This is a genomic window from Arthrobacter sp. BG5 (assembly GCF_056680155.1).
The window spans coordinates 3,343,719-3,367,097 of record NZ_CM155268.1 but is presented as its reverse complement, the minus strand read 5'-3'; the positions used below and the strand labels follow the sequence as shown (position 1 = coordinate 3,367,097).

At 67.7% G+C, this 23,379-nt stretch carries 22 protein-coding genes; 7 read left to right on the top strand and 15 right to left on the bottom strand.

What is annotated here, in order from left to right:
• Positions 1-2: 2 nt before the first annotated feature.
• The 4 genes from AC1MBE_RS15390 to AC1MBE_RS15375 are packed head-to-tail and all read right to left on the bottom strand — an operon-like array spanning position 3 to position 5,843.
• Positions 3-809 (bottom strand): CoA transferase subunit A, encoded by an 807-nt coding sequence (locus AC1MBE_RS15390; RefSeq protein WP_479779417.1) that lies wholly within the window; start codon positions 807-809, stop codon positions 3-5.
• Positions 810-829: 20 nt separating this feature from the next.
• Positions 830-1,993 (bottom strand): acyl-CoA dehydrogenase family protein, encoded by a 1,164-nt coding sequence (locus AC1MBE_RS15385; protein WP_479779415.1) that lies wholly within the window; start codon positions 1,991-1,993, stop codon positions 830-832.
• A 59-nt stretch (positions 1,994-2,052) separates the two neighbouring features.
• Positions 2,053-4,227, bottom strand: a complete 2,175-nt coding sequence (locus AC1MBE_RS15380; protein WP_479779413.1) for an acetyl/propionyl/methylcrotonyl-CoA carboxylase subunit alpha — start codon at positions 4,225-4,227, stop codon at positions 2,053-2,055.
• An 8-nt stretch (positions 4,228-4,235) separates the two neighbouring features.
• Positions 4,236-5,843, bottom strand: a complete 1,608-nt coding sequence (locus AC1MBE_RS15375; protein ID WP_479779412.1) for a carboxyl transferase domain-containing protein — start codon at positions 5,841-5,843, stop codon at positions 4,236-4,238.
• Between the two features lie 105 nt (positions 5,844-5,948).
• Here AC1MBE_RS15375 and AC1MBE_RS15370 point away from each other — a divergent pair, with 105 nt between their 5' ends.
• The gene (locus AC1MBE_RS15370; RefSeq protein ID WP_479779410.1) at positions 5,949-6,611 is read left to right on the top strand and encodes an SACE_7040 family transcriptional regulator; all 663 of its coding nucleotides are present in this window, start codon (positions 5,949-5,951) and stop codon (positions 6,609-6,611) included.
• A 206-nt stretch (positions 6,612-6,817) separates the two neighbouring features.
• Here AC1MBE_RS15370 and AC1MBE_RS15365 read toward each other — a convergent pair whose 3' ends face one another.
• Genes AC1MBE_RS15365 through pdhA form a run of 3 tightly spaced genes read right to left on the bottom strand, consistent with a single transcriptional unit; the run spans position 6,818 to position 10,403 of the window.
• Positions 6,818-8,218 carry a dihydrolipoamide acetyltransferase family protein gene (locus tag AC1MBE_RS15365; RefSeq protein ID WP_479779409.1) on the bottom strand — a complete coding sequence of 467 codons (1,401 nt, stop codon included), beginning with the start codon at positions 8,216-8,218 and terminating at the stop codon, positions 6,818-6,820.
• Positions 8,215-9,225, bottom strand: coding sequence for an alpha-ketoacid dehydrogenase subunit beta (locus AC1MBE_RS15360; RefSeq protein WP_479779407.1), 1,011 nt, complete (start codon positions 9,223-9,225; stop codon positions 8,215-8,217). Before AC1MBE_RS15360 ends, AC1MBE_RS15365 begins: the two co-directional genes overlap by 4 nt.
• Positions 9,225-10,403 carry a pyruvate dehydrogenase (acetyl-transferring) E1 component subunit alpha gene (gene pdhA, locus AC1MBE_RS15355; RefSeq protein ID WP_479779405.1) on the bottom strand — a complete coding sequence of 393 codons (1,179 nt, stop codon included), beginning with the start codon at positions 10,401-10,403 and terminating at the stop codon, positions 9,225-9,227. The genes AC1MBE_RS15360 and pdhA overlap by 1 nt, the downstream gene beginning before the upstream one ends.
• 196 nt (positions 10,404-10,599) lie before the next feature.
• Between pdhA and AC1MBE_RS15350 the strand changes: the two genes are divergently transcribed.
• Entirely contained in the window at positions 10,600-11,073 is a 474-nt protein-coding gene (locus tag AC1MBE_RS15350; RefSeq protein ID WP_346959269.1) for an Lrp/AsnC family transcriptional regulator, read from the top strand.
• A 136-nt stretch (positions 11,074-11,209) separates the two neighbouring features.
• On the opposite strand, the gene AC1MBE_RS15345 is transcribed toward AC1MBE_RS15350, so the two are convergent.
• Together AC1MBE_RS15345 and AC1MBE_RS15340 are read right to left on the bottom strand one after the other, a co-directional pair.
• The gene (locus AC1MBE_RS15345) at positions 11,210-12,826 is read right to left on the bottom strand and encodes a solute symporter family protein (protein ID WP_479779404.1); all 1,617 of its coding nucleotides are present in this window, start codon (positions 12,824-12,826) and stop codon (positions 11,210-11,212) included.
• Positions 12,823-13,203, bottom strand: coding sequence for a DUF485 domain-containing protein (locus tag AC1MBE_RS15340; RefSeq protein WP_346959267.1), 381 nt, complete (start codon positions 13,201-13,203; stop codon positions 12,823-12,825). Before AC1MBE_RS15340 ends, AC1MBE_RS15345 begins: the two co-directional genes overlap by 4 nt.
• Positions 13,204-13,451: 248 nt before the next feature.
• On the opposite strand from AC1MBE_RS15340, the gene AC1MBE_RS15335 reads away from it, so the two are divergent.
• The 4 genes from AC1MBE_RS15335 to AC1MBE_RS15320 are packed head-to-tail and all read left to right on the top strand — an operon-like array spanning position 13,452 to position 17,278.
• On the top strand, positions 13,452-14,669 hold the full coding sequence (locus AC1MBE_RS15335) for a sensor histidine kinase (protein ID WP_479779402.1): 1,218 nt from the start codon (positions 13,452-13,454) through the stop codon (positions 14,667-14,669).
• A gap of 47 nt (positions 14,670-14,716) precedes the next feature.
• Positions 14,717-15,436 (top strand): LytR/AlgR family response regulator transcription factor, encoded by a 720-nt coding sequence (locus tag AC1MBE_RS15330; protein ID WP_346959265.1) that lies wholly within the window; start codon positions 14,717-14,719, stop codon positions 15,434-15,436.
• Positions 15,433-15,804, top strand: a complete 372-nt coding sequence (locus tag AC1MBE_RS15325) for a hypothetical protein (protein ID WP_346959264.1) — start codon at positions 15,433-15,435, stop codon at positions 15,802-15,804. Before AC1MBE_RS15330 ends, AC1MBE_RS15325 begins: the two co-directional genes overlap by 4 nt.
• A 7-nt stretch (positions 15,805-15,811) precedes the next feature.
• Positions 15,812-17,278, top strand: coding sequence for a sodium/solute symporter (locus AC1MBE_RS15320; protein ID WP_479779400.1), 1,467 nt, complete (start codon positions 15,812-15,814; stop codon positions 17,276-17,278).
• Positions 17,279-17,320: 42 nt separating this feature from the next.
• Here AC1MBE_RS15320 and AC1MBE_RS15315 read toward each other — a convergent pair whose 3' ends face one another.
• The 6 genes from AC1MBE_RS15315 to rpsB all read right to left on the bottom strand — a co-directional run bounded on the left by AC1MBE_RS15315 (position 17,321) and on the right by rpsB (position 22,316).
• Positions 17,321-17,899, bottom strand: a complete 579-nt coding sequence (locus tag AC1MBE_RS15315) for a DivIVA domain-containing protein (RefSeq protein ID WP_346959262.1) — start codon at positions 17,897-17,899, stop codon at positions 17,321-17,323.
• A 100-nt stretch (positions 17,900-17,999) separates the two neighbouring features.
• Positions 18,000-18,920, bottom strand: a complete 921-nt coding sequence (locus AC1MBE_RS15310; protein ID WP_479779398.1) for a phosphatidate cytidylyltransferase — start codon at positions 18,918-18,920, stop codon at positions 18,000-18,002.
• Positions 18,920-19,477, bottom strand: coding sequence for a ribosome recycling factor (gene frr, locus AC1MBE_RS15305; protein ID WP_479779396.1), 558 nt, complete (start codon positions 19,475-19,477; stop codon positions 18,920-18,922). The genes AC1MBE_RS15310 and frr overlap by 1 nt, the downstream gene beginning before the upstream one ends.
• Before the next feature lie 75 nt (positions 19,478-19,552).
• Positions 19,553-20,290 (bottom strand): UMP kinase, encoded by a 738-nt coding sequence (gene pyrH, locus AC1MBE_RS15300; RefSeq protein WP_146335261.1) that lies wholly within the window; start codon positions 20,288-20,290, stop codon positions 19,553-19,555.
• Between the two features lie 139 nt (positions 20,291-20,429).
• Positions 20,430-21,266, bottom strand: a complete 837-nt coding sequence (gene tsf / locus AC1MBE_RS15295) for a translation elongation factor Ts (RefSeq protein WP_441419319.1) — start codon at positions 21,264-21,266, stop codon at positions 20,430-20,432.
• Positions 21,267-21,401: 135 nt separating this feature from the next.
• Positions 21,402-22,316 carry a 30S ribosomal protein S2 gene (rpsB, locus tag AC1MBE_RS15290; RefSeq protein ID WP_479779394.1) on the bottom strand — a complete coding sequence of 305 codons (915 nt, stop codon included), beginning with the start codon at positions 22,314-22,316 and terminating at the stop codon, positions 21,402-21,404.
• A gap of 475 nt (positions 22,317-22,791) precedes the next feature.
• Here rpsB and AC1MBE_RS15285 point away from each other — a divergent pair, with 475 nt between their 5' ends.
• On the top strand, positions 22,792-23,328 hold the full coding sequence (locus AC1MBE_RS15285; RefSeq protein WP_479779392.1) for a murein hydrolase activator EnvC family protein: 537 nt from the start codon (positions 22,792-22,794) through the stop codon (positions 23,326-23,328).
• Positions 23,329-23,379: the final 51 nt, after the last annotated feature.

Here is a 23,379-nt window from a genome sequence, read left to right as displayed (position 1 = left end):
GGCTAGGCTCCTGGCTTCTGGGTGGTTGTGGAAGTGATGGGGGACGCGGTGCCGGCGGCGGGCACCGCGACGGTGCGCTTTTCGATCCGTTTTTCCGCCTGGGGCGCGAGGACCACCCGCTGGACGAAGATCCCGGGGACGTGGACGTGCTCCGGGTCCAGCTCGCCCGGCTCCACCAGCTCCTCGACCTCGGCAATGGTGACCCTGCCGGCCATGGCGCAGAGCGGATTGAAGTTCATCGCGGTGGCGTGGAACACCAGGTTGCCGTGCCGGTCGCCCTTCCAGGCGTGCACCAGTCCGAAGTCCGGGGTCAGTGCCTCCTCCAACACATAGTCGGCGCCGTGGAAGCTGCGGACTTCCTTGGCCGCGGAGGCGATCGCGACGTTCCCGTCGGCGTCGTACTTCTGCGGCAGGCCGCCGTCGGAGACCTGGGTCCCGACACCGGCGGGCGTGTAGAACGCCGGGATGCCGGCCCCGCCGGCCCGCAGCTTCTCCGCCAGCGTGCCCTGCGGGGTGAGGACTACCTCGAGTTCCCCGGCCAGATACTGGCGGGCAAATTCCTTGTTCTCCCCCACGTAGGAGCTGATGGTGCGGCGGATCCGGCCGTCCTTGAGCAGGATGCCGAGCCCGCAGTCGTCCACGCCGCAGTTGTTGCTCACGGTCTCCAGGTTGGTCGCACCGCCCTCGTGCAGGGCGTCGATCAGGGCCACCGGGATGCCACACAGCCCGAAACCGCCGACGGCGAGCGACGCGCCGTCGTGGATGTCCGCGACGGCCTCGGCGGCGCTGGCAACAACTTTGTTGATCATCGCAGGATCCTTCCGGCCGGCTACAGTCCCAGTTCGCGGGCGATCAGCATCAGCTGGACCTCCGTGGTGCCCTCGCCGACTTCAAGGATCTTGGAGTCGCGGTAGTGGCGCGCCACGGTGAATTCGTTGATGAAGCCATAGCCGCCGAACACCTGGGTGGCGTCCCGCGCGTTGTCCATGGCTGCCTCGCCTGCGACCATCTTAGCGATGGCGGCCTGCGTCTTGAACGGCTTGCCGGCAAGCATCCGGGCGGCCGCGTCGTAGTACGCCAGCCGGGCCGTGTGGGCACGTGCTTCCATCCGGGCGATCTTGAACGCGATGGCCTGGTACTTGCCGATGTTCTGACCGAAGGCGCTGCGCTCCTTGGCATATTTCACGGCCTGGTCCACGCAGCCCTGGGCGGCGCCCACCGCCAGCGCGGCGATCGCGATCCGGCCCTCGTCGAGGATGGAGAGGAAGTTCGCGTAGCCGCGGCCACGGGTGCCGAGCAGGTTCGCTTCCGGAACGCGGACGTCTGCGAGAGTCAGCGGGTGGGTGTCCGAGGCGTTCCAGCCGACCTTGTTGTAGGCCTTCTCCGCCGTGAAGCCGGGGGTGCTGGTGGGCACCAGGATGGTGGAGATTTCCTTCTTGACGCTGCCGTCCGGGCGTTCCTCCTGGCCGGTCACAGCGGTGACGGTGACGAGTTTGGTGATGTCGGTACCGGAGTTGGTGATGAACTCCTTGTTGCCGTTGATGACCCACTCCCCGCCTTCGAGGCGCGCGGTGGTCTTGGTGCCGCCGGCGTCGGAGCCGGCCTCGGGCTCGGTCAGGCCGAAGCCTGCGAGCGCCTTTCCAGAGGCCAGCAGCGGCAGCCACTCCTGTTTCTGCGCGTCGTTGCCGAAGCGGTGGATCGGCATGGCGCCGAGCGAGACGCCGGCCTCGAGGGTGATGGCGACCGACTGGTCCACCCGGCCGAGCTGTTCGAGGGCCAGGGCCAAGGCGAAGTAGTCCCCGCCCATGCCGCCGAACTCTTCCGGGAACGGCAGGCCGAACAAGCCCATGTCCGCCATCTGGGAGACGACCTCGTAGGGAAAGCTGTGCTCTTCGTCGTGCTTGGCGGAGACCGGGGCCACCACCTGGTCGGCGAATTCGCGGACGGTTTCGCTGAGGTCCTGGTAGTCCTCGCTGAGTTCAAAGTCTGGCATGGGGTGACTCCTGTGTCTGGGGTGGCTGTGGTGCGGTGTGGTGTTGAAAGTGTGGGGCGCTAGTCCGCGGCGCCCATGGCGATGACGGATTCCTCGACGGTGTCCTCCGCCGCGTTGTCCGGCGGAACCGGCGCGGCGGGGTGGATCGTGGCGAGGACCTGGTCCGCCTTGACCAGGTCGCCGGAGCTGACACTGATGTGCACGGTCCCGTCGAGGGGCGCCACCAGCTGGTGCTCCATCTTCATGGCCTCCACCGCCAGCAGGACCTGTCCGGCTTCCACGGTGTCGCCGTTGCCGACCGAGACGGACACCACGGTGCCGGGCATCGGCGAGCGCACCGCCGGGTCCGCCGCACCCTCCTCGCGTTCGACGGCGGCGAGCACCCGGGCAAGCCTGGTTTCGCGAGTGAGGACCTCGAGGCGGCAGGACCAACCCTCGTTGCCGAGGAATATGTCGGTGGGCGCCGGGCTGTCCGGCCCCGGGTGGTGGGGTCCCGTGGAAACCTGTGCGAGGGAGAACCGCCGGGCTTCTCCGCCGAGGGTCACCTCTGCGTGGTTGCGTCGGGCGAAACCCAACGATGCCGTGCGTTGCGGGCCGCCATTGACGCTGACGGTCGCCGTCCCCTGCCCTACCGAGCCGGACACCTCAACGGTGGCGACCCCGCCGTCGGGTGTTCCGAGACTGACCCGGCGCGGGGCGGCTTCACCGAGCCTCCACCCGTCACGGCGATGCCACGGGCCTTCCCCGGCGTCGTCTGGACCGGGTTCCCGCGTCGCCGCGGCGAAGACGCCGGCAGCTGCCAGCTCAAAGTCGCCCGCATGCCGGAACGTGAACTCGGGCATCTTGCGTTCGATCAGGCCGGTGTCGAGCCGTCCGGCACAGACATCGGCGTCGTTGATCAGCAGCCGGAGGTACTCGACGTTGGTATCGATCCCCAGGGCGGTATAGCCCGCGAGCGCCGCATCCAGTGTGGCCAAGGCGGCATTGCGGTCCTCGCCCCACGCGATGACTTTGGAGATCATCGGATCGTAGTTTGAGGAGATCAGCAGGCCCTCCAGCAATGCGGAGTCGACACGGACGCGGCCCGCTGCGGCATCCAGTCCTTCGTCCAGCAGCACGACGCGTCCGATAGACGGCAGGAAGTTCTTCTCCGGTATCTCGGCGTAGACGCGGGCCTCCACCGAGTGGCCGGTGAGGACGACGTCGTCCTGGGTCACCGTGAGTTCCTCGCCTGCAGCGATCCGGACCTGCCATTCGACCAGGTCCACGCCGGTGACCATCTCGGTGACGGGATGTTCGACCTGCAGCCGGGTATTCATCTCCATAAAGAAGAACTCGTCCGGGGCGTTGTCCGAGACCAGGAACTCCACCGTCCCGGCGCCGGAGTAGTTGACGCTGCGCGCGGCCTGGCAGGCGGCTTCACCGATCCGAGCCCGGACGTCCGCGCCGTCGGGCAGGGACTCCAGCAGCGGGGACGGTGCTTCCTCGATAACCTTCTGGTGGCGGCGCTGCAGCGAGCACTCGCGCTCCCCGAGGTGGATGACGTTGCCGTGGTTGTCCGCAAGAACCTGGACCTCGATGTGCCGCGGGGTGGTGACGAGCCGTTCGAGGAACAAAGTGTCGTCGCCGAAGGCGCTGGCCGCGACCCGGCGTGCGGTGGCCAGGGTCGCTTCAAGGTCCTCGGCGCGTTCGACGATGTGCATACCCTTACCGCCGCCGCCGGCGGAGGGCTTGATCAGCAGCGGGAACCCGACGCCGGCGGCGGCTTCGATCAGCTGAGCGTCGCTCATGCCGGGTTCGGCGATGCCGGGCACCACCGGGACGCCGTAGCCGATGACGTGGTTCTTGGAGCGGATCTTGTCACCCATGACGTTGAGGGATTCGACGCCGGGGCCGATGAACGTGATCCCAGCGGCTTCCAGGGCGCGGGCGAACTCCACGTTCTCGCTGAGGAACCCGTAGCCAGGGTGCACGGCCTCGGCGCCGGTGTCGCGGCAGGCCTGGATGATGGCCTCGATCTTGAGGTAGCTCTCGGTGGCGGCCGCAGGGCCGATCCGGACGGCGACGTCGGCATCCCGCACGTGCCGGGCGTCGGCGTCGGCGTCGGAATAGACGGCGACCGACCGGATGCCGAGGGTGCGGAGGGTGCGGATCACGCGGCAGGCGATCTCGCCGCGGTTGGCGACGAGGACGGTGCCGAAGAGCGGCTTGGTTGGGGTGGGGGTAACAGTCACAGCGGGGCTCACATCCGGAACAGGCCGAAGGAGGTCTCCGGCAGCGGGGTGCGGGAGACGACGTCGAGCGCCAGTCCCAGGACGGTGCGGGTGTCCGCCGGGTCGATCACGCCGTCGTCCCAGAGGCGGGCGGTGGAGTAGTAGGGGCTGCCCTGGTCCTCGTACTGGGCCTTGATCGGGGCCTTGAAGGCCTCCTCGTCTGCGGCGGACCATTCCTCGCCGCGGGCCTCGTACTGGTCCCGCTTGACGGTCGCGAGCACGCTGGAGGCCTGGTTGCCGCCCATCACGGAGATCCGCGACGCCGGCCACATCCAGAGGAAGCGCGGCGAGTAGGCCCGGCCGCACATCGAGTAGTTGCCGGCACCGAAGGACCCGCCGATTACCACGGTCAGTTTGGGCACGCGGGCGGTGGCGACGGCGGTGACCATCTTGGCGCCGTTCTTGGCGATGCCACCCTGCTCGTAGTCCTTGCCGACCATAAAGCCGGAGAGGTTCTGCAGGAAGATCAGCGGAATGCCGCGCTGGTCGCAGAGCTCGATGAAATGGGCTCCCTTGAGCGAGGATTCGCTGAACAGCACACCGTTGTTCGCCACGATCCCGACCGGGTGGCCGTGCAACTTCGCGAAGCCGGTGACCAGGGTGGTGCCGTAGTTCTTCTTGAACTCGTGGAAGCGGCTGCCGTCCACCAGCCGGGCGATGACCTCGCGCACGTCGTACTGCGCGTTGACGTCGGTGGGGACGGCGCCATAGAGCTCGTCCGGGTCGGCCAGCGGTTCGACGACGGTGTCCACGTCCCAGGCGGGGGCCGCCGGCTTCGGCAGGGTGGAAACGATGTCCCGGACAATCTGCAGTGCGTGTTCATCGTTCTCGGCGAGGTGGTCGGTAACGCCGGAGATCTTGGAGTGCACCTCGCCGCCGCCGAGTTCCTCGGCCGTGACGATCTCGCCGATCGCAGCCTTCACCAGCGGCGGCCCGCCCAGGAAGATGGTGCCCTGGTTGCGCACGATCACGGTCTCGTCGCTCATTGCGGGGACGTAGGCGCCGCCGGCGGTGCAGGAGCCCATTACGGAGGCGATCTGCGGAATCTTCGCCGCGGACATCTTCGCCTGGTTGAAGAAGATCCGGCCGAAGTGCTCCTTGTCCGGGAAGACCTCGTCCTGCTTGGGCAGGAACGCGCCGCCGGAGTCCACCAGGTAGATGCAGGGCAGCCGGTTCTCGAGCGCGATTTCCTGCGCCCGGAGGTGCTTTTTCACCGTCATCGGGTAATAGGTGCCGCCCTTGACCGTGGCGTCGTTTGAGATGACCAGGACCTGGCGGCCGTGGACCAGACCGATCCCGGCAATCACGCCGGCACCGGGTGATTCATCGTTATACATGCCGTTGGCCGCAAGCGGGGCGATTTCCAAGAAGGGGCTGCCGTCGTCGAGCAGCCGGTCGATGCGCTCGCGCGGCAGGAGCTTGCCGCGCGCGACGTGGCGTTCCCGGGACTTTTCCGGGCCGCCCAGCGCGGCCGCGGCGAGGCGCTCCTTCAGCTCACGGGCCAGGCCGAGCTGTGCCTCGCGGTTCGCGGCGTAGCCGGCGCTTCCGGCGTTCACCTGGCTGGCGATGGTCTCCATTGACTGCTTCCGTCCTCGGCCGTGGTGCGTTGGCCCCAGTGGGCATCCCGGCCATTTCGGTTAGTAACGCATAACTGAGATTTAGGTTAGTCTCTATTAACTGTGATGTCCAACACAGGACAGTTAAGAAGGGACGCGCCGGTGACCGAGTCCAGCCAGACCACCCAGCGAAGCCAGGCCAAGGAGAACCGCCGGAAGGCGCTCCTTACTGCGGCCGCCGCCCTCTTCGCCGCCGACGGTTTCAACCGCGTCTCGCTGGAAGACCTCGGCGCCGCGGCGGGGGTCAGCGGACCCGCCGTCTACCGCCACTTCGCAGGCAAGCAGGCGGTCCTGGGGGCCCTGCTACTCACCGTCAGCCAGGACCTGCTGGAAGGCGGGCGCAGCGTGGTCGAAGGCTCCGACGGCGCCGCCGCGGCCCTCGCCGGCCTGGTCGAGTTCCATGTCGACTTCGCCCTCAGCAACCCTGATGTCATCCGGGTCCAGGACCAGGACTTCAGCAACCTCGACGACGGCGACGAGGCCGAGGTCCGCGCCCTGCAGCGCAGCTACGTTGAACTCTGGGTAGACGTCCTGGCCGGGGTGCATCCCGACACCGATCCGGCCGAGCTGCGGATGCGGGCACACGCCACCTTCGGCCTGATCAACTCCACACCGCACTCGGTGCGGAACCACGGCCGCCGGATGGCGCTCAAGCGGGCCCGGCCGCTGCTGGAAAGCATGGCCCTGGCCGCCCTGACGGCACCGGCGGCTCCCCCGCCCCTCGGCTGACGGCTCCCCCTCCCGATTCGCCTCCGCGGATCAAACCCGCCGCGCTCCCCTCCGCGGTCACACCGGCCGCGCTCCGGGGGAACATTGGCACGGACACGCCGACATCCAGCGCCCCGCCGTCGAATACGGGCCTCAAAGTGCCCCCGGACGGCAAAAGGCCGGGCACCCATCCCGAGGATGGATGCCGGGCCTTCTATCCGAAACGGCTAGACCATCGCCAGGGCCATGCCGGGATCGGCGAGGATGGCGCCCAGGTCCTGCAGGAAGCGGGAACCCTGTTCGCCGTCGACCAGCCGGTGGTCGAAGGAGAGGCTCAGCGTCATCACCTGGCGCAGTGCCACCTCGTCCTGGTACTCCCACGGCATCTTCCGCACCGCGCCGAGCGCCAGGATGGCGGCCTCGCCCGGGTTGAGGATGGGCGTGCCGGCGTCGATGCCGAAGACGCCGATGTTCGTGATGGAGATCGTTCCGCCGGAAAGGTCCGCCGGGGCCGTCTTGCCGGCCCGCGCGGTCTCGGTCAGTTCGGTCAGCGCCGTGGAAAGCTCCAGCAGGGACATCCGGTCCGCGTCCTTGATGTTCGGAACGGTCAGTCCCCGGGGCGTCGCGGCCGCGATGCCGAGGTTGACGTAGTTGAACTGGACGATCTCCTGGTTGGCTTCGTCCCAGCGGGCGTTGAGCGTCGGGTGGTTGCGCAGCGCGATCAGCACGGCCTTGGACACCAGGGTCAGCGGTGTCAGCTTGTACCCGGCGAAGGCGCGGCTGGCCTTCAGCCGGCCCAGCAGTTCCATGGTGGGCGTGACGTCGAGGGTCAGGAACTCGGTGACGTGCGGCGCCGTGAAGGCGCTGGACACCATGGCCGCGGCGGTGAACTTCCGCACGCCCTTGATCGGGGTCCGGGTTTCCCGCTCGCCCTGCGCGGGCGAGGGCGCAACGGTCTGGCCGCCGGCCAGTTCCTGGGGTGCGACCGGAAGGTCGCCGCCGCCGACGAAGTTCCGTACGTCGTCGCGGGTGATGAGCCCGCGCTCCCCCGTGCCGGTGATGGCTGCGAGGTCGACGCCGAGGTCCTTGGCCAGCTTGCGCACCGGCGGCGTGGAGCGCGGACGCTCGGCCGGGTGCGCGCCGGCGGGCTCCGGTGCAGCCGGGGTCTCGGCCGGGACAACCGCCGGGGCCAGGGCCTGGGCCCGCTCGACGGCGGGTGCGGCAGCCGCTGCTTCGGCCGGCGCCGGGGCCGCCGTAGCGACGAAGCTGCGGGCGCGGCGCGCCGGACGGCCGGAGCCTTCCAGCACGGCGCCGTAGCCGACCAGGTTCGGTTCACGCTTGGCGGGGGCGTCGCCGGAATCAGCGGCGCCGTCGTCTCCTTCGATCTCGAAGGAGACGATAGGCTTGCCGACCTCCACGACCGTGCCCGGCTGTTCATGCAGCGCCGTGACGACGCCGGCGAACGGTGAGGGCAGTTCCACCACGGCCTTGGCGGTTTCCACCTCGGCGATGATCTGGTTGAGCGTGACGGTGTCCCCGACGCCGACTTTCCACGCGACGATTTCTGATTCCGTCAGGCCTTCGCCGAGGTCCGGAAGCCGGAATTCCTTGATCATGGTGGCGGTCATCCTTCCAGCCCGCTCAGGGAGTTGGGGCGGCCCAGGGCCCGGTCGACGCCGTCGAGGATCCTGTCCAGGCCCGGCAGGTGGTGCAGTTCAAGCTTTGAATACGGGTACGGGACGTCGAATCCGGTCACCCGTACGGGTGCGGCTTCGAGGTGGTAGAAGCAGCGTTCCGTGATGCTGGCGGCCACTTCAGCGCCGAGGCCGCCCGTCTGGCTGGCCTCGTGCGTGATGACGAGCCGCCCGGTCTTCCGGACCGATGCTTCCAGGGTCGCGAAGTCCAGCGGGGCCAGCGAGCGCAGGTCGATCACCTCGATGGAGACGCCCTCATCAGCGGCCGCGAGGGCGGCGTCGCGGGCGGTCTTGACCAGCGGGCCGTAGGCGACCAGGGTCACGTCAGTGCCGTCGGTGACCACGCGTGCCTTCTCCATGGACAGGGCGGCGGAGAGGTCAAGCGACTCGTCCACCTCGCCCTTGTCGTGGTAGCGGCGCTTGGGTTCGAAGTAGAGCACCGGATCGTCCGAGGCGATGGCCTGCTGGATCATGGTGTGGGCGTCCTGCGGGTTGGACACGCTGACCACACGCAGGCCCGAGGTGTGGGTGAAGTAGGCCTCGGGCGATTCGGAGTGGTGTTCCGGTGAGCCGATGCCGCCGCCGAAGGGGACGCGGATGGTGATGGGCATCTTGACGGCGCCCTGGGTGCGGTAGTGCATCTTGGCGACCTGGCTGACGATCTGATCGAACGCCGGGTAGATGAAGCCGTCGAACTGGATCTCCACCACCGGGCGGTAGCCGCGGTAGGCGAGGCCGACGGCGGTGCCGAGGATGCCGGATTCGGCCAACGGCGTGTCCACCACGCGGTGCTTTCCGAAATCTTTTTGCAGACCGTCGGTGACGCGGAAGACACCGCCGAGGGTGCCGATGTCCTCGCCCATCAGGATCACCTTGGGATCGTTTTCGAGGGACTTGCGCAGGCCCGAATTAATGGCTCGGGCAAAGGTCATCTGCGTCATCAGCGTGCACCTTCTTCGGAAGCGGCTTCTGCGGGATAGCCGAAGGAAGCCAGGTAACGGGTGTAGTGGTCCTGCTGGCGTTCCAGCGAGGAGTTGGGGGTGCTGTAGACGTGCTTGAAGATGTCCAGCGGCTGGGGTTCCGGCATGTTGATGGTGCCGGAGCGCAGTTCCTTGGCGACCGCGTCGGCCTTGGCGGCGACGGCGGCCTCCAGCTCTGCGGTGAGCAGGCCCTTGCGGTCGAGCAGGGTCTTGAGCCGGGCGATCGGGTCTTTGGCGGCCCAGTCCTCGAGCTCGTTGGCGTCCCGGTAGCGGGTGGGGTCGTCCGCCGTCGTGTGCGGGCCCATCCGGTAGGTGACGGCCTCGATGAAGGTGGGCCCGCCGCCGTGGCGGGCCCGGTCGATGGCGATCCGGGTGGCGGCCATGACCGCCAGCACGTCGTTGCCGTCCACGCGCATGCTCGGAATGCCGAAGCCTGAGGCGCGGTCCGCGATCTGGATGTGGGACTGCAGCATCACCGGTTCGGAGATGGCCCAGTGGTTGTTCTGGCAGATGAACACCACCGGGGCCTGGAAACTCGCCGCGAAGACCATGGCCTCGTTGACGTCGCCCTCGCTGGTGGCGCCGTCGCCGAAGTAGGCCACGGCCACCGAGTCGGCGCCGTCGTTCTGGATTCCCATCGCGTACCCGGTGGCGTGCAGCGACTGCGCGCCGATAATGATCTGCTGCGTCGCCACGTTCACCGTGTAGGGATCCCAGCCGGCCAGGGCGTTGCCGCGCCAGGCCTTCACGATGTCCGCCGGCCGCACCCCGCGGCAGTAGGCGACGCCGTTGTCCCGGTAGCTGGGGAAGACGAAGTCGTCGTCGCGGAGCGCGCGCGCCGAGCCGATTTGCGACGCTTCCTGGCCGAGCAGCGGGGGCCAGAGTGCCAGTTCGCCCTGGCGCTGCAGGGCGGTGGCCTCGGCGTCGATCCGGCGGATCGCGACCATGTCCTCGTAGAGCGAGGCGAGCTGTTCATCGCTGACGTCCTGGACCCAGGCGTCGAATTCCGGATGGCTTATGCGTTCACCCCCCGGGGTGATGAGCTGGACGAGATCGCCGCCCGAGCGCCTGTTTGATTCTGCACTGTTCCCGGGGCCGCCGGCGGCAATGCCGCCCTTGCCCGCGTCGTCGGTAAACACAGTTTGTCCGCAACCTTCTGACGTCGTCTGACCCTGCCCGCGGAACTCGTGATCCCTACGCGCGACGGCCACCCGGGCGCCGTTGCCCCGGATAATTGTGACCCTACTCACAACTGGCATTGGGTACAACCACCATTGAAAAAATTGAGCATTCTGCCCTGTGTGCGATCTTGTGACCGTGCTAACGTTGCGCATTATGCAAGCTTTGGATGGCACTGACACCCGCCTGCTTTCGGCCATGGCACGGGATCCCCGCCGCACCGTGGTGGCGCTGGCCCAGAAGCTGGGCTTGTCCCGGAATACCGTGCAGGCCCGGATGGCCCAGCTGGAGAAAAAGCACGTCTTCCTCTCCTTTGAACGCCGCATCAACCCGGCCGCCCTGGGCTATCCCCTGATGGCCTTCATCTCCGTCCACGTCCAGCAGCAGAAGCTGGGCCAGCTGGCGGTGGAGCTGGCCGGCATCCCGGAGATCCTGGAGGGCTACGGCCTCACCGGTTCGGCGGACCTGCTGCTCCGGGTGGTCGCCCTCGACGCCGAGGACCTGTTCCGGATCAACGGCAAGATCCTCGCCTGCGACGGCGTGGACCGCACCGATACCGCCCTGGCCATGGGCGAACTGATCCCGTTCCGGATCCAGCCGCTGCTGGAACGCGGCGCCGCGGAGTCCTGAGCAGCTGACGCGGCAACCCCCGCCACACACAGAGGAACCCCCGTGCTGATGCACAGGGGTTCCTCTTCGTTAGTTGCGGCCGCCCGGGCCAGCAGGGTTGTCGTTCCCTGCCGGCCCTTGCCCGGCCGGCATGCGGCTAGTGGTTGGTGGCCTTTTCGGCGCCCACCCCGGTCAAGGAGCGGACCTCCATCTCGGCCTGCTTCGTGGTGTCTTCGAGCTTCTTGTCCAGGACCGTGCCCAGCCAGCCCAGGAAGAAAGCGAGCGGGATGGAGACGATGCCGGGGTTGCTCAGCGGGAAGATCGCGAAGTTGGCTCCCGGGATCATCGACGTCTTGGCGCCGGAGACCACCGGGGAGAGCGCGATCAGGATGATGGCGGAGCCGAGGCCGCCGTACATGCTCCAGATGGCGCCCTGGGTGGTGAACTTCCGCCAGAACAGCGAGTAGATGATGGTCGGAAGGTTGGCCGAGGCCGCCACGGCAAAGGCCAGGGCCACGAGGAAGGCGACGTTCTGGCCGTTGGCGAAGATACCGCCGATGATGGCGAGCAGACCGATCACGACAACCGTGCGGCGGGCAACCTTAACCTCGGTATCGGCGTCGGCCTTGCCCTTCGCAATGACGCTGGCATAAATGTCATGCGCGAAGGACGCCGCCGCGGTAATCGTGAGACCGGCTACCACGGCGAGGATCGTGGCGAACGCCACTGCGGAAATGAAGCCGAGGAGCAGCGGTCCGCCCAGGTGGAAGGCCAGCAGCGGTGCTGCCGAGTTCACCCCGCCCGGGGCTCCCTTGATCGTGTCGGCACCAACCAGCGCCGCGGCGCCGTAGCCCAGGACCAGGGTGAACAGGTAGAAGATACCGATCAGCCAGATCGACCACACCACGGATTTGCGGGCTTCCTTGGCGGTCGGAACCGTATAGAAGCGCATCAGCACGTGCGGCAGGGCCGCGGTGCCGAGCACCAGGGCAAGGCCCAGGGACATGAAGTCAAGTTTGGAGGTCTCGGTCTTGCCATACTGCAGGCCCGGGTTAAGCACGGCCGGGTTTTTCGAGGTTTCAACCGCGCCGCCGAGCAGATCGGAGAGGTTGAAGCCGTAGATCGCCAGGACCCAGAAGGTCATGACGGCCGCGCCGGCAATGAGAAGCATGGCCTTGATGATCTGCACCCACGTGGTGCCCTTCATGCCGCCGATCAGCACATACATGATCATCAGGGCGCCGACGACGATGATCACGAGCGCCTGTCCGCCCCAGTCGCTGATGCCCAGCAGCAGCGAGATCAGGCTGCCGGCTCCGGCCATCTGGGCCAGCAGGTAGAAGAAGCAGACGGCCAGGGTCGAGATGGCCGCAGCGATGCGGACAGGTCGCTGCTTGAGCCGGAACGAAAGGACGTCGGCCATGGTGAACTTGCCGGTGTTACGGAGCAGTTCAGCCACCAGGAGCAGCGCGACGAGCCAGGCCACCAGGAAGCCGATGGAGTACATAAAGCCGTCATAGCCGTTGATGGCGATGGCGCCGGTGATGCCGAGGAAGGAAGCCGCGGAAAGGTAGTCGCCGGCGATGGCGGTGCCGTTTTGCGGGCCCGTGAAGGACCGGCCGGCAGCGTAGTAGTCCGCCGCGGTCTTATTGTTTCGGCTGGCCCTGATGACGATCACCATGGTGATCGCGACGAAAAGGGCGAAGATGCCCATGTTCAGCAGGGTGGTGTCCTTGAGATCCGCAACGTTGACCGCGGGAACCATAAAAGTCATTTCGCTTCTCCGCTCACTCGGTTGCCGTGCTTGTCGAACTCGTGGCCTTCGATTCCGTGACGGATCTCGGCGGCAATCGGGTCCAGTTTCCGGTTCGAGTAGCTGACGTACCAGCCGGTGATGGCGAACGTGGAGACGAACTGCAGCAGGCCCAGGATCAGGCCGATGTTGATGTTGCCCCAGACCTTTGTGGACATGAAGCCCACCGCATAGTCGGCCAGCAGGACGTAGGCGAAGTACCACAGCAGGAATGCGATGGCCATCGGAAAGACAAAGCTGCGGTGACGTTTACGCAGTTCCTGGAACTGCTCCGTGGATTGGACTTCCTTGAAGTCCACGAACGCCGGTGCGTCCGTTTCTTGGGCTTCGTGACCCATCGTTCCTCCTCATTGAGACTGGCGAGCCACCGCCCGTTACCCCGGGGCTCCCGGCAAGTACCCGGGCTCCGGTAAACATGCGCACGGCACGTGTGACTGCAATCACTGTGCATCGTGATGCGTATTACATTCCAGCACCGCCGTGTTTCCTGTCGCTCAACGGTCGAAACGCTGCGCCCAACGGCACCATGAGGCCGTTCACCGCGGCTGCCCGGCCGACAGACGGCCTGCCGCGCTACGCTGGCAGCATGCCGGACTCTCCCCTGTTCACCGCCGCGGCGATCGCCGTGATCGCCCTGGCGATCGCCGTCGTCGTGGCCGTTGGCCTCAAGGTTCTGCGTTCCTTCCGCGAGCTGGGCACCGACGTGGAACGCGCCACGCACAAGACGCTGCACGCTGCCTCGCGTGCCGGCCAGTACCTGCGCACCGGCCTGAACCCGGCCGGGGCGGCCAAGGCGAGCCGGCAGCTGCGCAGCCTGTTGGGCTGCGACGCCCTGGCGATCACCGACACCACCGGTGTGCTGGCCTGGGACGGTGCTGCGGAGGAGTTGAAACCGGCCCTCATGGGCCTTGCCGCCAAAGTGCTGGAGGGCGGCCACACCGCCGTAATCCCGGCCGGAGAACTGCAACTGCTCGCCAACGGCAACGCCTCCGCGCCGCTGGCCCCCGGTGTGGAACGGGCCGTGGTGATCGCCCCGATCAAGGCCGGCACCCGGGTGGTGGGCGTGGTGGCGGCCTTCGCCCCGGCAGCCGGCGCCGGGCTGGTGCGCGCCACCAGTGAGGTGGCCGACTGGGTGGCGACCCAGGTTGAACTGGCCGAGCTGGACGCGTCCCGGACGCTGCTGATGGAGGCCGAAGTCCGCGCGCTCCGGGCCCAGATCAGCCCGCACTTCATCTACAACTCGCTGAACGCAATCGCCTCGTTCATCAACACAGACCCGGTCCGGGCCCGGGAACTGGTGGTGGAGTTCGCCGACTTCACCCGCTACTCCTTCCGCCGGCACGGGGACTTCACCACGCTGGCCGAGGAGCTGCGGTGCATTGACCGGTACCTGCTCCTGGAGCGGGCGCGCTTCGGCGACCGGGTGCAGGTGAGCCTGCGGATCGCGCCGGAGGTGCTCAGCACCGTCATCCCGTTCCTGAGCCTGCAGCCACTGGTGGAGAACGCGGTCCGGCACGGGCTGGAGGCCAAAGAAGGCCCGGGCCACATCAGCATCACGGCCAACGATTCCGGCGCCTTCGCCGAGGTGATCATCGAGGACGACGGCGTCGGCATGGATCCGGAGAAACTGCGCGCCGTCCTGGCCGGGCGCAGCGACGGCGAACACGTCGGCCTGCACAACGTCGACGCGCGGCTGCGGCAGGTATACGGCGAGGACAACGGCCTGGTCATCGAGACGGCGCCCGGCGAGGGCACGCTGATCACCATGCGGGTACCCAAGTCCCAGCCGCGGCATGACGCCTGAGACCGGCACGGCGGATGAAGCCTGCGGCGCGGCAGTACCCTTGAACCATGATTAACGTCCTCGTCGCCGATGACGAGCTGCCCGCTGTCGAGGAGTTGGCCTTCCTGCTCGGCCGGGACGAACGGATCGGGGCCATCCACCGCGCGTCCTCCGGCGCCGAGGCGCTGCGCGCCCTGGAGGCCGAGGAGGTCGACGCCGTCTTCCTGGACATCCACATGCCGGCGCTCTCCGGGCTGGACATCGCCCGGGTCATCTCCCGCAGCGCCAAGCCCCCCGCCGTCGTCTTTGTCACCGCCGACGAGGACTGCGCGCTGGAAGCGTTCGAGCTGGCCGCCGTCGACTACCTGCTCAAGCCGGTCCGCGCCGAGCGGCTGGCCCGGTCGATCGGCCGGATCAGCGAGCTGATCCGCGAGGGCGCTCCGGCGCCGGAGATGATTACGGTGGACCTGGGCGGGACCACCAAGATGATCCGGCGCGAGGACGTCACCTACGTCCAGGCGCAGGGTGACTACGCCCGGCTGCACACCGCGGACGCGAGCTACCTCATCCGGGTGCCGCTGGCGGACCTCGAGCAGCAGTGGGCCGACGCCGGTTTCCTGCGCATCCACCGTTCCTACCTGATCGCCCTAAACCACGTCAGCCACCTGAAACTGGCCGCGGCCCGTCCGAGCGTGACCGTGGCCGGGGCCGAACTGCCGATCAGCCGCCGGCACCTGCCGCCGGTCCGGGAGAAACTCGAGGCGACCCGGATCCGGCCGCAGGCATGACCCGGGTCCGTGTCACCGCACCGCGCAGCGTCAGGGCCGGCAGCGCGGCCGCCGGACGCTCCGCCGCGGACACCCGCGAGGCCGCCGAGGAGTCCGACGCCGGGCAGGTGTTCGTCCGCTCGCTGATCCGGTCCCAGCTGCGGCTCGGCATTGTGGTGGCCGCCGGGTTTCTGCTGATCCTGCTCGCCTTCGCCCTCATGCTCGGGTTGGTGCCGGGCCTGGCCGAGCTGCGGATCGCCGGGCTGCCCTTCGACTGGGTGCTGCTGGGCGCCGGAATCTACCCGGTGATCGGCCTGAGTGCCTGGCTGTACGTCCGGACGGCGGCACGGAACGAGTCCCGTTACCGCGATCTGGCCGGGGACAAGTGAGGCGCGGGTGAATCCGGTGGTGGGGGTCGCGGCCTTCGCGGCCGTCTCGCTGGCCACCGCCGTGATCGGTTTCTACGGGCTGCGGGTTTCTCGCACCACCGGGGATTTCTACGTCGCCTCCCGTACGGTGCGGCCCTGGTGGAACGCCTCGGCGATCGGCGGGGAGTACCTCTCGGCCGCCAGTTTCCTGGGCGTCGCCGGGCTGATCCTGCTCTCCGGCACCGACGCCCTGTGGTACCCGGTCGGCTACACGGCCGGGTATTTGATGCTGTTGTTGTTCGTCGCCGCCCCGCTGCGGCGTTCCGGCGCCTATACGATTCCCGATTTCACCGAAGCCCGGCTGGATTCCCGGGCGGTGCGCCGGGTCACGAGCTTCGTGGTGGTGGTGGTCGGCTGGCTCTACATCGTGCCGCAGCTGCACGGCGCGGCGCTGGCGATCCGGATCACCACAGGCCTGCCGGCCTGGGTGGGGCAGGTGGCCGTGGTCGCCGTCGTCTGCGTGACCGTGGTGTCCGGCGGGATGCGGTCCATCACCTTCGTCCAGGCCTTCCAGTACTGGCTGAAACTGACCGCCCTGGCCGTTCCCGCGCTGTTCATCCTGTTCGTCCTGGCCGGCACCGGATCCCCCGCCGTCGCCGAAGCGGCCGTGAACCCGACGGCACTGGCACCGGCGGGCCCGTACCAGAACATCTCACTGCTGGTGGCGCTGCTGTTCGGGACGCTGGGGCTGCCGCACGTGCTGGTGCGCTTCTACACCAACCCGGACGGGCAGTCGGCGCGCCGGACCACGCTGATTGTGCTGGGACTGCTCTCGGTGTTCTACCTGTTCCCCACGGCGTACGGCCTGATCGGGCGGACGTTCGCCCCCGGCCTGGCGAAGAGCGGCCAGGCCGACGCCCTGGTGCTGCTGCTGCCGGGGCGCATGGTTGGCGGAACGGCCGGGGACCTGCTCTCCGCCCTGGTGGTGGCGGGGGCTTTCGCGGCCTTCCTCTCGACCACCTCCGGCCTGGTGGTGTCGCTGGCGGGCGTGATCAGCCAGGACGTCCTGGGCGGCAGCGTTCGCGGCTTCCGGCTCGCCGCCGTGATTTCGGCGGTGGTGCCGCTGGGGATTGCGACCATGACGGACTCCACGGCGTTGGCCGGGAGCGTGGGTCTGGTGTTCGCCTTTACGGCCTCGACCATCTGCCCCGTGCTGCTCCTGGGCATATGGTGGCGCGGGCTGACCGATGCCGGCGCGATCGCCGGGATGCTCACCGGGGCGGTGTTTTGCGGCGGTTCCATGATGGCCGGCGCGGTGCTGGGCGCCGCCGGCACGCCGCCGTGGCTCGCGCAGCCGGCCGCGTGGACGGTCCCGGCCGCCTTCACGGTGATGGTGCTGGTGTCCCGGGCTACCCAGGGACGCGTTCCCCGGACGATCACCCGGCTGATGACCAGGCTGCACACCCCGGAGCGGCCGCTCGCGACCGAACGGTAAGGCGTCAGCCGCCGTCGGCGTCGGGCACCGGCGTGTGGCGCGTCAGTCGATGGCGGCCATGAGTTCGACGACGCGGTCCAGGAACGCGTCGACCTGGCTTTCCTCGTAGCCGTCGCGCCCGACGGCGGGACGGAAGACGGCGCGGCGGATGTTGTCCACGCTGAGCGGCTGGTCCTCCTCGAGGTAGCCGATCAGCTCGTGGCACAGGTCGTCGACGTCGGCGGTGTTGTAGCTGCGCACCTTTGCCTTGGCGGGGCGGCGGAAGCGCTCCCCGTCGGGGCGGTGCAGGCGGCCCCGCAGCAGGCCGGCGAGCCGGCCGATCTCCCGAAGCCAGGCTTCCTCGCCGCGCTCCCCGATCAGTTCGTCGCGTTCCCGCCGGGCCAGGGCGTCCTCGAGGCGGTCCAGGGCGGCGTCCACGCCGGCGGCCGAGTAGCCGCCCTTGACCGGGTCGAAGGAGACGGCCCGGACGTCGGCGCTCTTGACCGACCGTCCCGCGGCGTCGGGCGACTCGAACGACACCCGCGCGCGCTGCAGGAACTGATCCACCTGCTTGGCGTTGTAGCCGTACTGGTTCCGCTCTACGCGGTCAAAGGAGGCCGGAATCTGCCGTTGAATGTCCACTGTAACTATGTTTCCTTCGATGCCGTTCGGCTCTGGTTGCGCCGACTTCAGGCGTAGTTGCCCGGCACCATTCTAGGCACCGAGGGGGCGGGGCGCTGGGTTAGCCGGCAGCGCCGGCGGAGAAGATCATAAAGGCCACCGGGGACGCGAACACGATCGAGTCCAGGCGGTCCATCACTCCCCCGTGGCCGGGCAGGATGCTGCTCATGTCCTTGATGCCAAGTTCCCGTTTGACCATGGATTCGGCCAGGTCGCCGGCGGTGGCCGCGGCGACCATGCCCACGGCGAGGGCAGCGCCAAACCACCAGGGTTCGCCCAGCACGTAGATGCTGGCGAGCACCCCGACCAGCACGGCCCCCGCGATTGACCCGCCGAAGCCTTCCCAGGACTTCTTCGGGCTGATCTTCGGGGCCATCGGATGTTTGCCCAGGGAGGCACCCACGAGGTAGCCGAAGGTGTCATTGGAAACCACCAGCAGCAGCAGGGTGCCGATCTGCCAGGCCCCGATCGGCACGACCCCGCCGGGCCACGGGCCGATCGGGGTGACGCCGCCGGAGGCGTGGAGCGGCAGCACGGCGAAGCTGATCAGGAACGGCACCCAGGCCATGGTGAAGACGCCGGCGAAGATGCTGCGGGCGGATCCGGCCGCGCCTTCCAGGGAGCGCCACAGCAGGACCGCGACGCTGCTCAGCAGCAGGGCGAACAGCAGGCTCTCAGGCCCGCCGAAGTAGGCCGCGAGCGGCATCGCCACGGTGCCCGTCATCGCGGGGATGATCGGCAGCCGGGTGCCCGAGGCCTCCAGCGCACGGAAGACCTCCCAGACGCCGAAAACGGCGAAGGCGGTGACGGTCAGTACAAAGGCCAGGGGCAGGAACAGCAGGCCGCCCAGCACGGCGAAGAGCATGGCAAGGCCAACCGCCGTGGCGGCAGGAAGGTTCCTGCCGGCTTTGGGCGTCGGATTTTTCCGCTCTTTCCCCCGCACCCGGACACGCGGTCCGGGGGCCTGCTGTTCGTCCCCCATCAGACCTCGAGCAGCTCGGCTTCCTTGCGCTTGAGCAGCTCGTCGATACCGTCGACGTGGGCCTTGGTGAGCGCGTCCAGTTCCTTTTCGCCGCGGGTTCCCTCGTCCTCGCCGGCTTCGCCGTCCTTGACCAGCTTGTCCAGGGTTTCCTTGGCCTTGCGGCGGATGTTGCGGATGGACACCTTGGCGTCCTCGCCCTTGGCCTTGACGATCTTGACGTATTCCTTGCGGCGTTCCTTCGTCAGCTCCGGGATGGTGATCCGGATGACGTTGCCGTCGTTGGACGGGTTCGCACCCACCTCGGAGTCGCTCAGGGCCCGCTCGATATCCCGCAGGGCGGTCTTGTCGAACGGGGTGACGAGGATGGTGCGGGCGTCCGGCACAGCGAAGGAGGCAAGCTGCTGGAGCGGCGTCGGCGAGCCGTAGTAGTCCACCAGGACCTTGTTGTACAGGCCCGGCGTGGCGCGTCCGGTACGGATCGAGGCGAAGTCTTCCTTGGCTACCTCAACCGCCTTGTCCATCTTGTCTCCGGCTTCGAGCAAGGTTTCTTCGATCACGTTTTCTCCTCAGAAATTGGTGCGCGCCCCATGACCCGGGGAGCGGAACTGTCCTAAAAAATATCCTAGCCGCAGCTAAGGGGTGACCACGGTGCCGAGGTCCTCGCCGCGGATGGCCCGGGTGACGTTGCCTTCGCCCTCCATGCCGAACACCACCATGGTGAGGTTGTTGTCCTTGCACATGGTCATGGCCGTCTGGTCCATGACGCGGATATCGCGGCGCAGGGCCTCGTCGTAGCTGAGCCGGTGCAGCTTCTCGGCGGAGGGGTCCTTCTTCGGGTCGGCGGTGTAGACGCCGTCGACCCCGCTCTTGGCCATCAGGACGACGTCGGCGTGCACCTCCATGGCGCGTTGCGCGGCGACGGTGTCGGTGGAGAAGTACGGGAGTCCGGCGCCGGCGCCGAAGATCACGACGCGGCCCTTCTCCATGTGGCGGATGGCGCGGCGCGGGATGTAGGCTTCCGCGACCTGGCCCATGGTGATGGCGCTCTGGACCCGGGTCTCCACGCCGGCCTGCTCCAGGAAGTCCTGGAGGGCCAGGCAGTTCATCACGGTGCCGAGCATGCCCATGTAGTCGGCGCGGGAACGGTCCATGCCGCTCTGCGAGAGTTCAGCACCGCGGAAGAAGTTGCCGCCGCCAACGACGATGGCGACCTCGACGTCGGGGACGGCGGCCGCGATCTGCTTGGCTACCCCGCGGACGGTGTCCGGGTCAACGCCCAGTTTGCCGCCGCCGAAGACCTCGCCGGAAAGTTTCAGGAGTACGCGGCGCCTGGTCTTCTTTGGCTGGGCTGAATTGTTGACGGTATCCATGGTGCCTTCCCGTTGGTGAGCTCTGAAAAAGGGTATCGTGCCGGGGGCCAAAGGATGCATTCCGCCCCGGAGCCCGCGTCCTGCGGGTGCATGCAAAAGGGGTGGCCACCGCAGTGACCACCCCCTCAGCGTGACTTACTTAGGAACCGACGCGGAAACGCGTGAAAGCGGTTGCCTTGACGCCGGCCTCTTCGAGGACCTGCGCCACGGACTTCTTGGCATCCTTGGCGAATGCCTGGTCAACGAGGACCTCGCCCTTGTAGAAGCCGGTAACGCGGCCTTCCACAATCTTGGTCATCGCTGCCTCGGGCTTGCCCTCGGCCTTGGCGGTTTCCTCGGCGATGCGGCGCTCGGACTCGACCAGCTCGGACGGAACGTCCTCGCGGGTCAGGTAGTTCGGGGCCATCGCGGCGATGTGCACGGCGACGTCGTGGGCGGCGGTGGCAGCAGCTTCACCTTCACCGTCAACGGCGAACAGCACGCCGACCTGGGCCGGGAGGTCCTTGGAGGTCTTGTGCAGGTACGCGTCGACCGTCGGGGCCTCGATGCGGGCAATGCGGCGGACGACGACCTTTTCGCCCAGGATGGCGCCTTCTTCGACGACAACCTCGGAGAGCGGCTTGCCGTCGACGTCGGTGGCCAGCAGGGTGTCGAGGTCGGCCGCGCCGGACTCAACAGCAACAGCCAGCACCTTGTCGGCGAGCTGGATGAACTTGTCAGCCTTGGCGACGAAGTCGGTCTCGCAGTTGACCTCGATCATCACGCCAACGCCGCCGTCGACCTTGGCAGCAACCAGGCCTTCCGCGGTGGAGCGGCCTTCACGCTTGGTAGCGCCTTTGAGGCCCTTGATGCGGATGATTTCGATGGCCTTCTCGGCGTCACCGTTGGCTTCGTCAAGAGCCTTCTTGACATCCATCATGCCGGCGCCGGTGCGCTCGCGCAGAGCCTTGATATCAGCGGCAGTGTAGTTCGCCATGTGAACCCCTCTGTCTAGAAATTTGTGTGGTGTACGGACTGACAGGACGGCTGCTCACCTGCGGTGAGCGGCCATCCTGTCAGTACCCCTTACGCAGCGGACTGCGCGCGGGGAGATCCAGATTTATTTGTCTGACTACTTGGCTTCGTCGGCGGCCGGAGCAGCTTCGGCAGCGTCAGCGGCCGGGGCGGCTTCAGCGGCCGGGGCGGCTTCAGCGGCCGGGGCCTCTGCGGCTTCCGGAGCAGCAGCTTCGGCGGCGGCCGGAGCGGCAGCCTCTTCAGCCTTGCTGCCTTCGAGGAGCTCGCGCTCCCACTCGGCCAGCGGCTCTTCCGGAGCTTCCGTGGTGCCGGTGGCGCGCTGGTTGCGGGCGATGAGGCCCTCAGCAACGGCGTCGGCAACAACGCGGGTCAGCAGGTTGACGGAGCGGATGGCGTCGTCGTTGCCCGGGATCGGGAAGTCGACTTCGTCCGGATCGCAGTTGGTGTCCAGGATGGCCACAACCGGAATGTTCAGCTTCTTAGCCTCGTCAACGGCGAGGTGTTCCTTCTTGGTGTCGACAACCCAGAGGAGCGAAGGCGCCTTGGTCAGGTTGCGGATACCCCCGAGGTTGGTCTCCAGCTTGGTCAGCTCGCGGCGAAGGAGCAGCAGTTCCTTCTTGGTGTAAGCGGAACCGGCGACGTCGTCGAAGTCGATCTCTTCGAGTTCCTTCATGCGCTGGATGCGCTTGGAAACCGTCTGGAAGTTGGTCAACATGCCGCCGAGCCAACGCTGGTTGACGTAGGGCTGGCCAACGCGGGTGGCCTGCTCGGCAATGGCTTCCTGTGCCTGCTTCTTGGTGCCGACGAAGAGTACGGTGCCGCCGTGTGCAACGGTGGCCTTCACGAACTCGTAGGCACGGTCGATGTAGGACAGCGACTGCTGCAGGTCGATGATGTAGATGCCGTTGCGCTCCGTGAAGATGAAACGCTTCATCTTCGGGTTCCAACGACGGGTCTGGTGTCCAAAGTGGACGCCGCTGTCAAGCAGCTGGCGCATAGTTACGACGGGCATGCCGACGCTCCTTCCGGCAGGTCATTCATGAGAGAGCCCTGGGCTCTCTTACCCTGCCAATAGTTGACGGTTATTTAGCAACACCCAGGCGGGTGTTCCTCCTGGCATCCACCGCACCCCTCATCCGGACCCTGGGGCCGGACCGTAAGAGGCGCAGTCCTCCGCACCCGGAAGCCGGGCTTCGGATAGGGAGGGCTGGATACGCGTAGTCAGCCACTGCTCCCGCACTCCTGAATGAGACGTGCTGCCTCTCCAAATCAATAAAAGGAGGCATGAGGGCACAGCAAACTGCTCCACCAAGTGTACTACAGCGGACCCGCAGGAATGGACCTGTCCCGGGCAGGCATCCTGACCGTAATCCGAGGGGAACCCGGGCGGAAAGCCGGGCTGGAACCCCGCCTGGAATCCGGGGCGGATATCCACATAGCCGCCCCGGGGACTTCCCCGGTCAGGCCGGCCAGCCAAAGCTGGTGGCATGAAGGTTTCCGATGCGCCGGCCGCACAGTTGATGGCACTACTGATCACCCTGGTCCCGCTTTCGGCGGCGCCGGCGGCTGCTCCGGCGGCGGCCGGCAGCTGGAGCTGGCCGCTCTCCCCCAGGCCGTCCGTGCTGCGTGTTTTCGACCCGCCGGACCGGCCCTGGCTCAGCGGCCACCGCGGCGTGGACCTCCGCGCTGCGTACGACGGCGCGCCGGTCACGGCGCCGGCTGCTGGCAAGGTCAGTTTCGTGGGCTTTGTGGTGGGCCGCCCGGTCGTCACCATCGATCACGGCAACGGCCTGCGGAGCAGTTTCGAGCCTGTCCAGAGCACCCTGCGGACCGGTGATGCCGTCGGCGAGGGGTCGGTGCTGGGACGGGCGCTGCCCGGCCACTGCGGCGGAACGCCGTGCATCCACTGGGGCGTGCGGCGCGGCGACGAGTACCTCAATCCGCTGGCCTTCGTGATGGACCTGCGGCCCTCCATCCTGCTTCCGCCCGTGAATCCCGGTTCGGGACAGGGCGGCTCCGGATGAAGGGCCGCAAGGGTGCTGCGCGGGCAGGCCCTGTGTGCAGGGCCCGCCGCG

What these genes read in the sequence shown, in the direction of transcription:
- AC1MBE_RS15390 (WP_479779417.1), bottom strand. Translation starts at nt 809, where the DNA reads ATGATCAACAAAGTTGTTGCCAGCGCCGCCGAGGCCGTCGCGGACATC.
- AC1MBE_RS15385 (WP_479779415.1), bottom strand. Translation starts at nt 1,993, where the DNA reads ATGCCAGACTTTGAACTCAGCGAGGACTACCAGGACCTCAGCGAAACC.
- AC1MBE_RS15375 (WP_479779412.1), bottom strand. Translation starts at nt 5,843, where the DNA reads ATGGAGACCATCGCCAGCCAGGTGAACGCCGGAAGCGCCGGCTACGCC.
- AC1MBE_RS15370 (WP_479779410.1), top strand. Translation starts at nt 5,949, where the DNA reads ATGTCCAACACAGGACAGTTAAGAAGGGACGCGCCGGTGACCGAGTCC.
- AC1MBE_RS15365 (WP_479779409.1), bottom strand. Translation starts at nt 8,218, where the DNA reads ATGACCGCCACCATGATCAAGGAATTCCGGCTTCCGGACCTCGGCGAA.
- AC1MBE_RS15360 (WP_479779407.1), bottom strand. Translation starts at nt 9,225, where the DNA reads ATGACGCAGATGACCTTTGCCCGAGCCATTAATTCGGGCCTGCGCAAG.
- AC1MBE_RS15350 (WP_346959269.1), top strand. Translation starts at nt 10,600, where the DNA reads ATGCAAGCTTTGGATGGCACTGACACCCGCCTGCTTTCGGCCATGGCA.
- AC1MBE_RS15345 (WP_479779404.1), bottom strand. Translation starts at nt 12,826, where the DNA reads ATGACTTTTATGGTTCCCGCGGTCAACGTTGCGGATCTCAAGGACACC.
- AC1MBE_RS15340 (WP_346959267.1), bottom strand. Translation starts at nt 13,203, where the DNA reads ATGGGTCACGAAGCCCAAGAAACGGACGCACCGGCGTTCGTGGACTTC.
- AC1MBE_RS15335 (WP_479779402.1), top strand. Translation starts at nt 13,452, where the DNA reads ATGCCGGACTCTCCCCTGTTCACCGCCGCGGCGATCGCCGTGATCGCC.
- AC1MBE_RS15330 (WP_346959265.1), top strand. Translation starts at nt 14,717, where the DNA reads ATGATTAACGTCCTCGTCGCCGATGACGAGCTGCCCGCTGTCGAGGAG.
- AC1MBE_RS15325 (WP_346959264.1), top strand. Translation starts at nt 15,433, where the DNA reads ATGACCCGGGTCCGTGTCACCGCACCGCGCAGCGTCAGGGCCGGCAGC.
- AC1MBE_RS15310 (WP_479779398.1), bottom strand. Translation starts at nt 18,920, where the DNA reads ATGGGGGACGAACAGCAGGCCCCCGGACCGCGTGTCCGGGTGCGGGGG.
- pyrH (WP_146335261.1), bottom strand. Translation starts at nt 20,290, where the DNA reads ATGGATACCGTCAACAATTCAGCCCAGCCAAAGAAGACCAGGCGCCGC.
- tsf (WP_441419319.1), bottom strand. Translation starts at nt 21,266, where the DNA reads ATGGCGAACTACACTGCCGCTGATATCAAGGCTCTGCGCGAGCGCACC.
- rpsB (WP_479779394.1), bottom strand. Translation starts at nt 22,316, where the DNA reads ATGCCCGTCGTAACTATGCGCCAGCTGCTTGACAGCGGCGTCCACTTT.
- AC1MBE_RS15285 (WP_479779392.1), top strand. Translation starts at nt 22,792, where the DNA reads ATGAAGGTTTCCGATGCGCCGGCCGCACAGTTGATGGCACTACTGATC.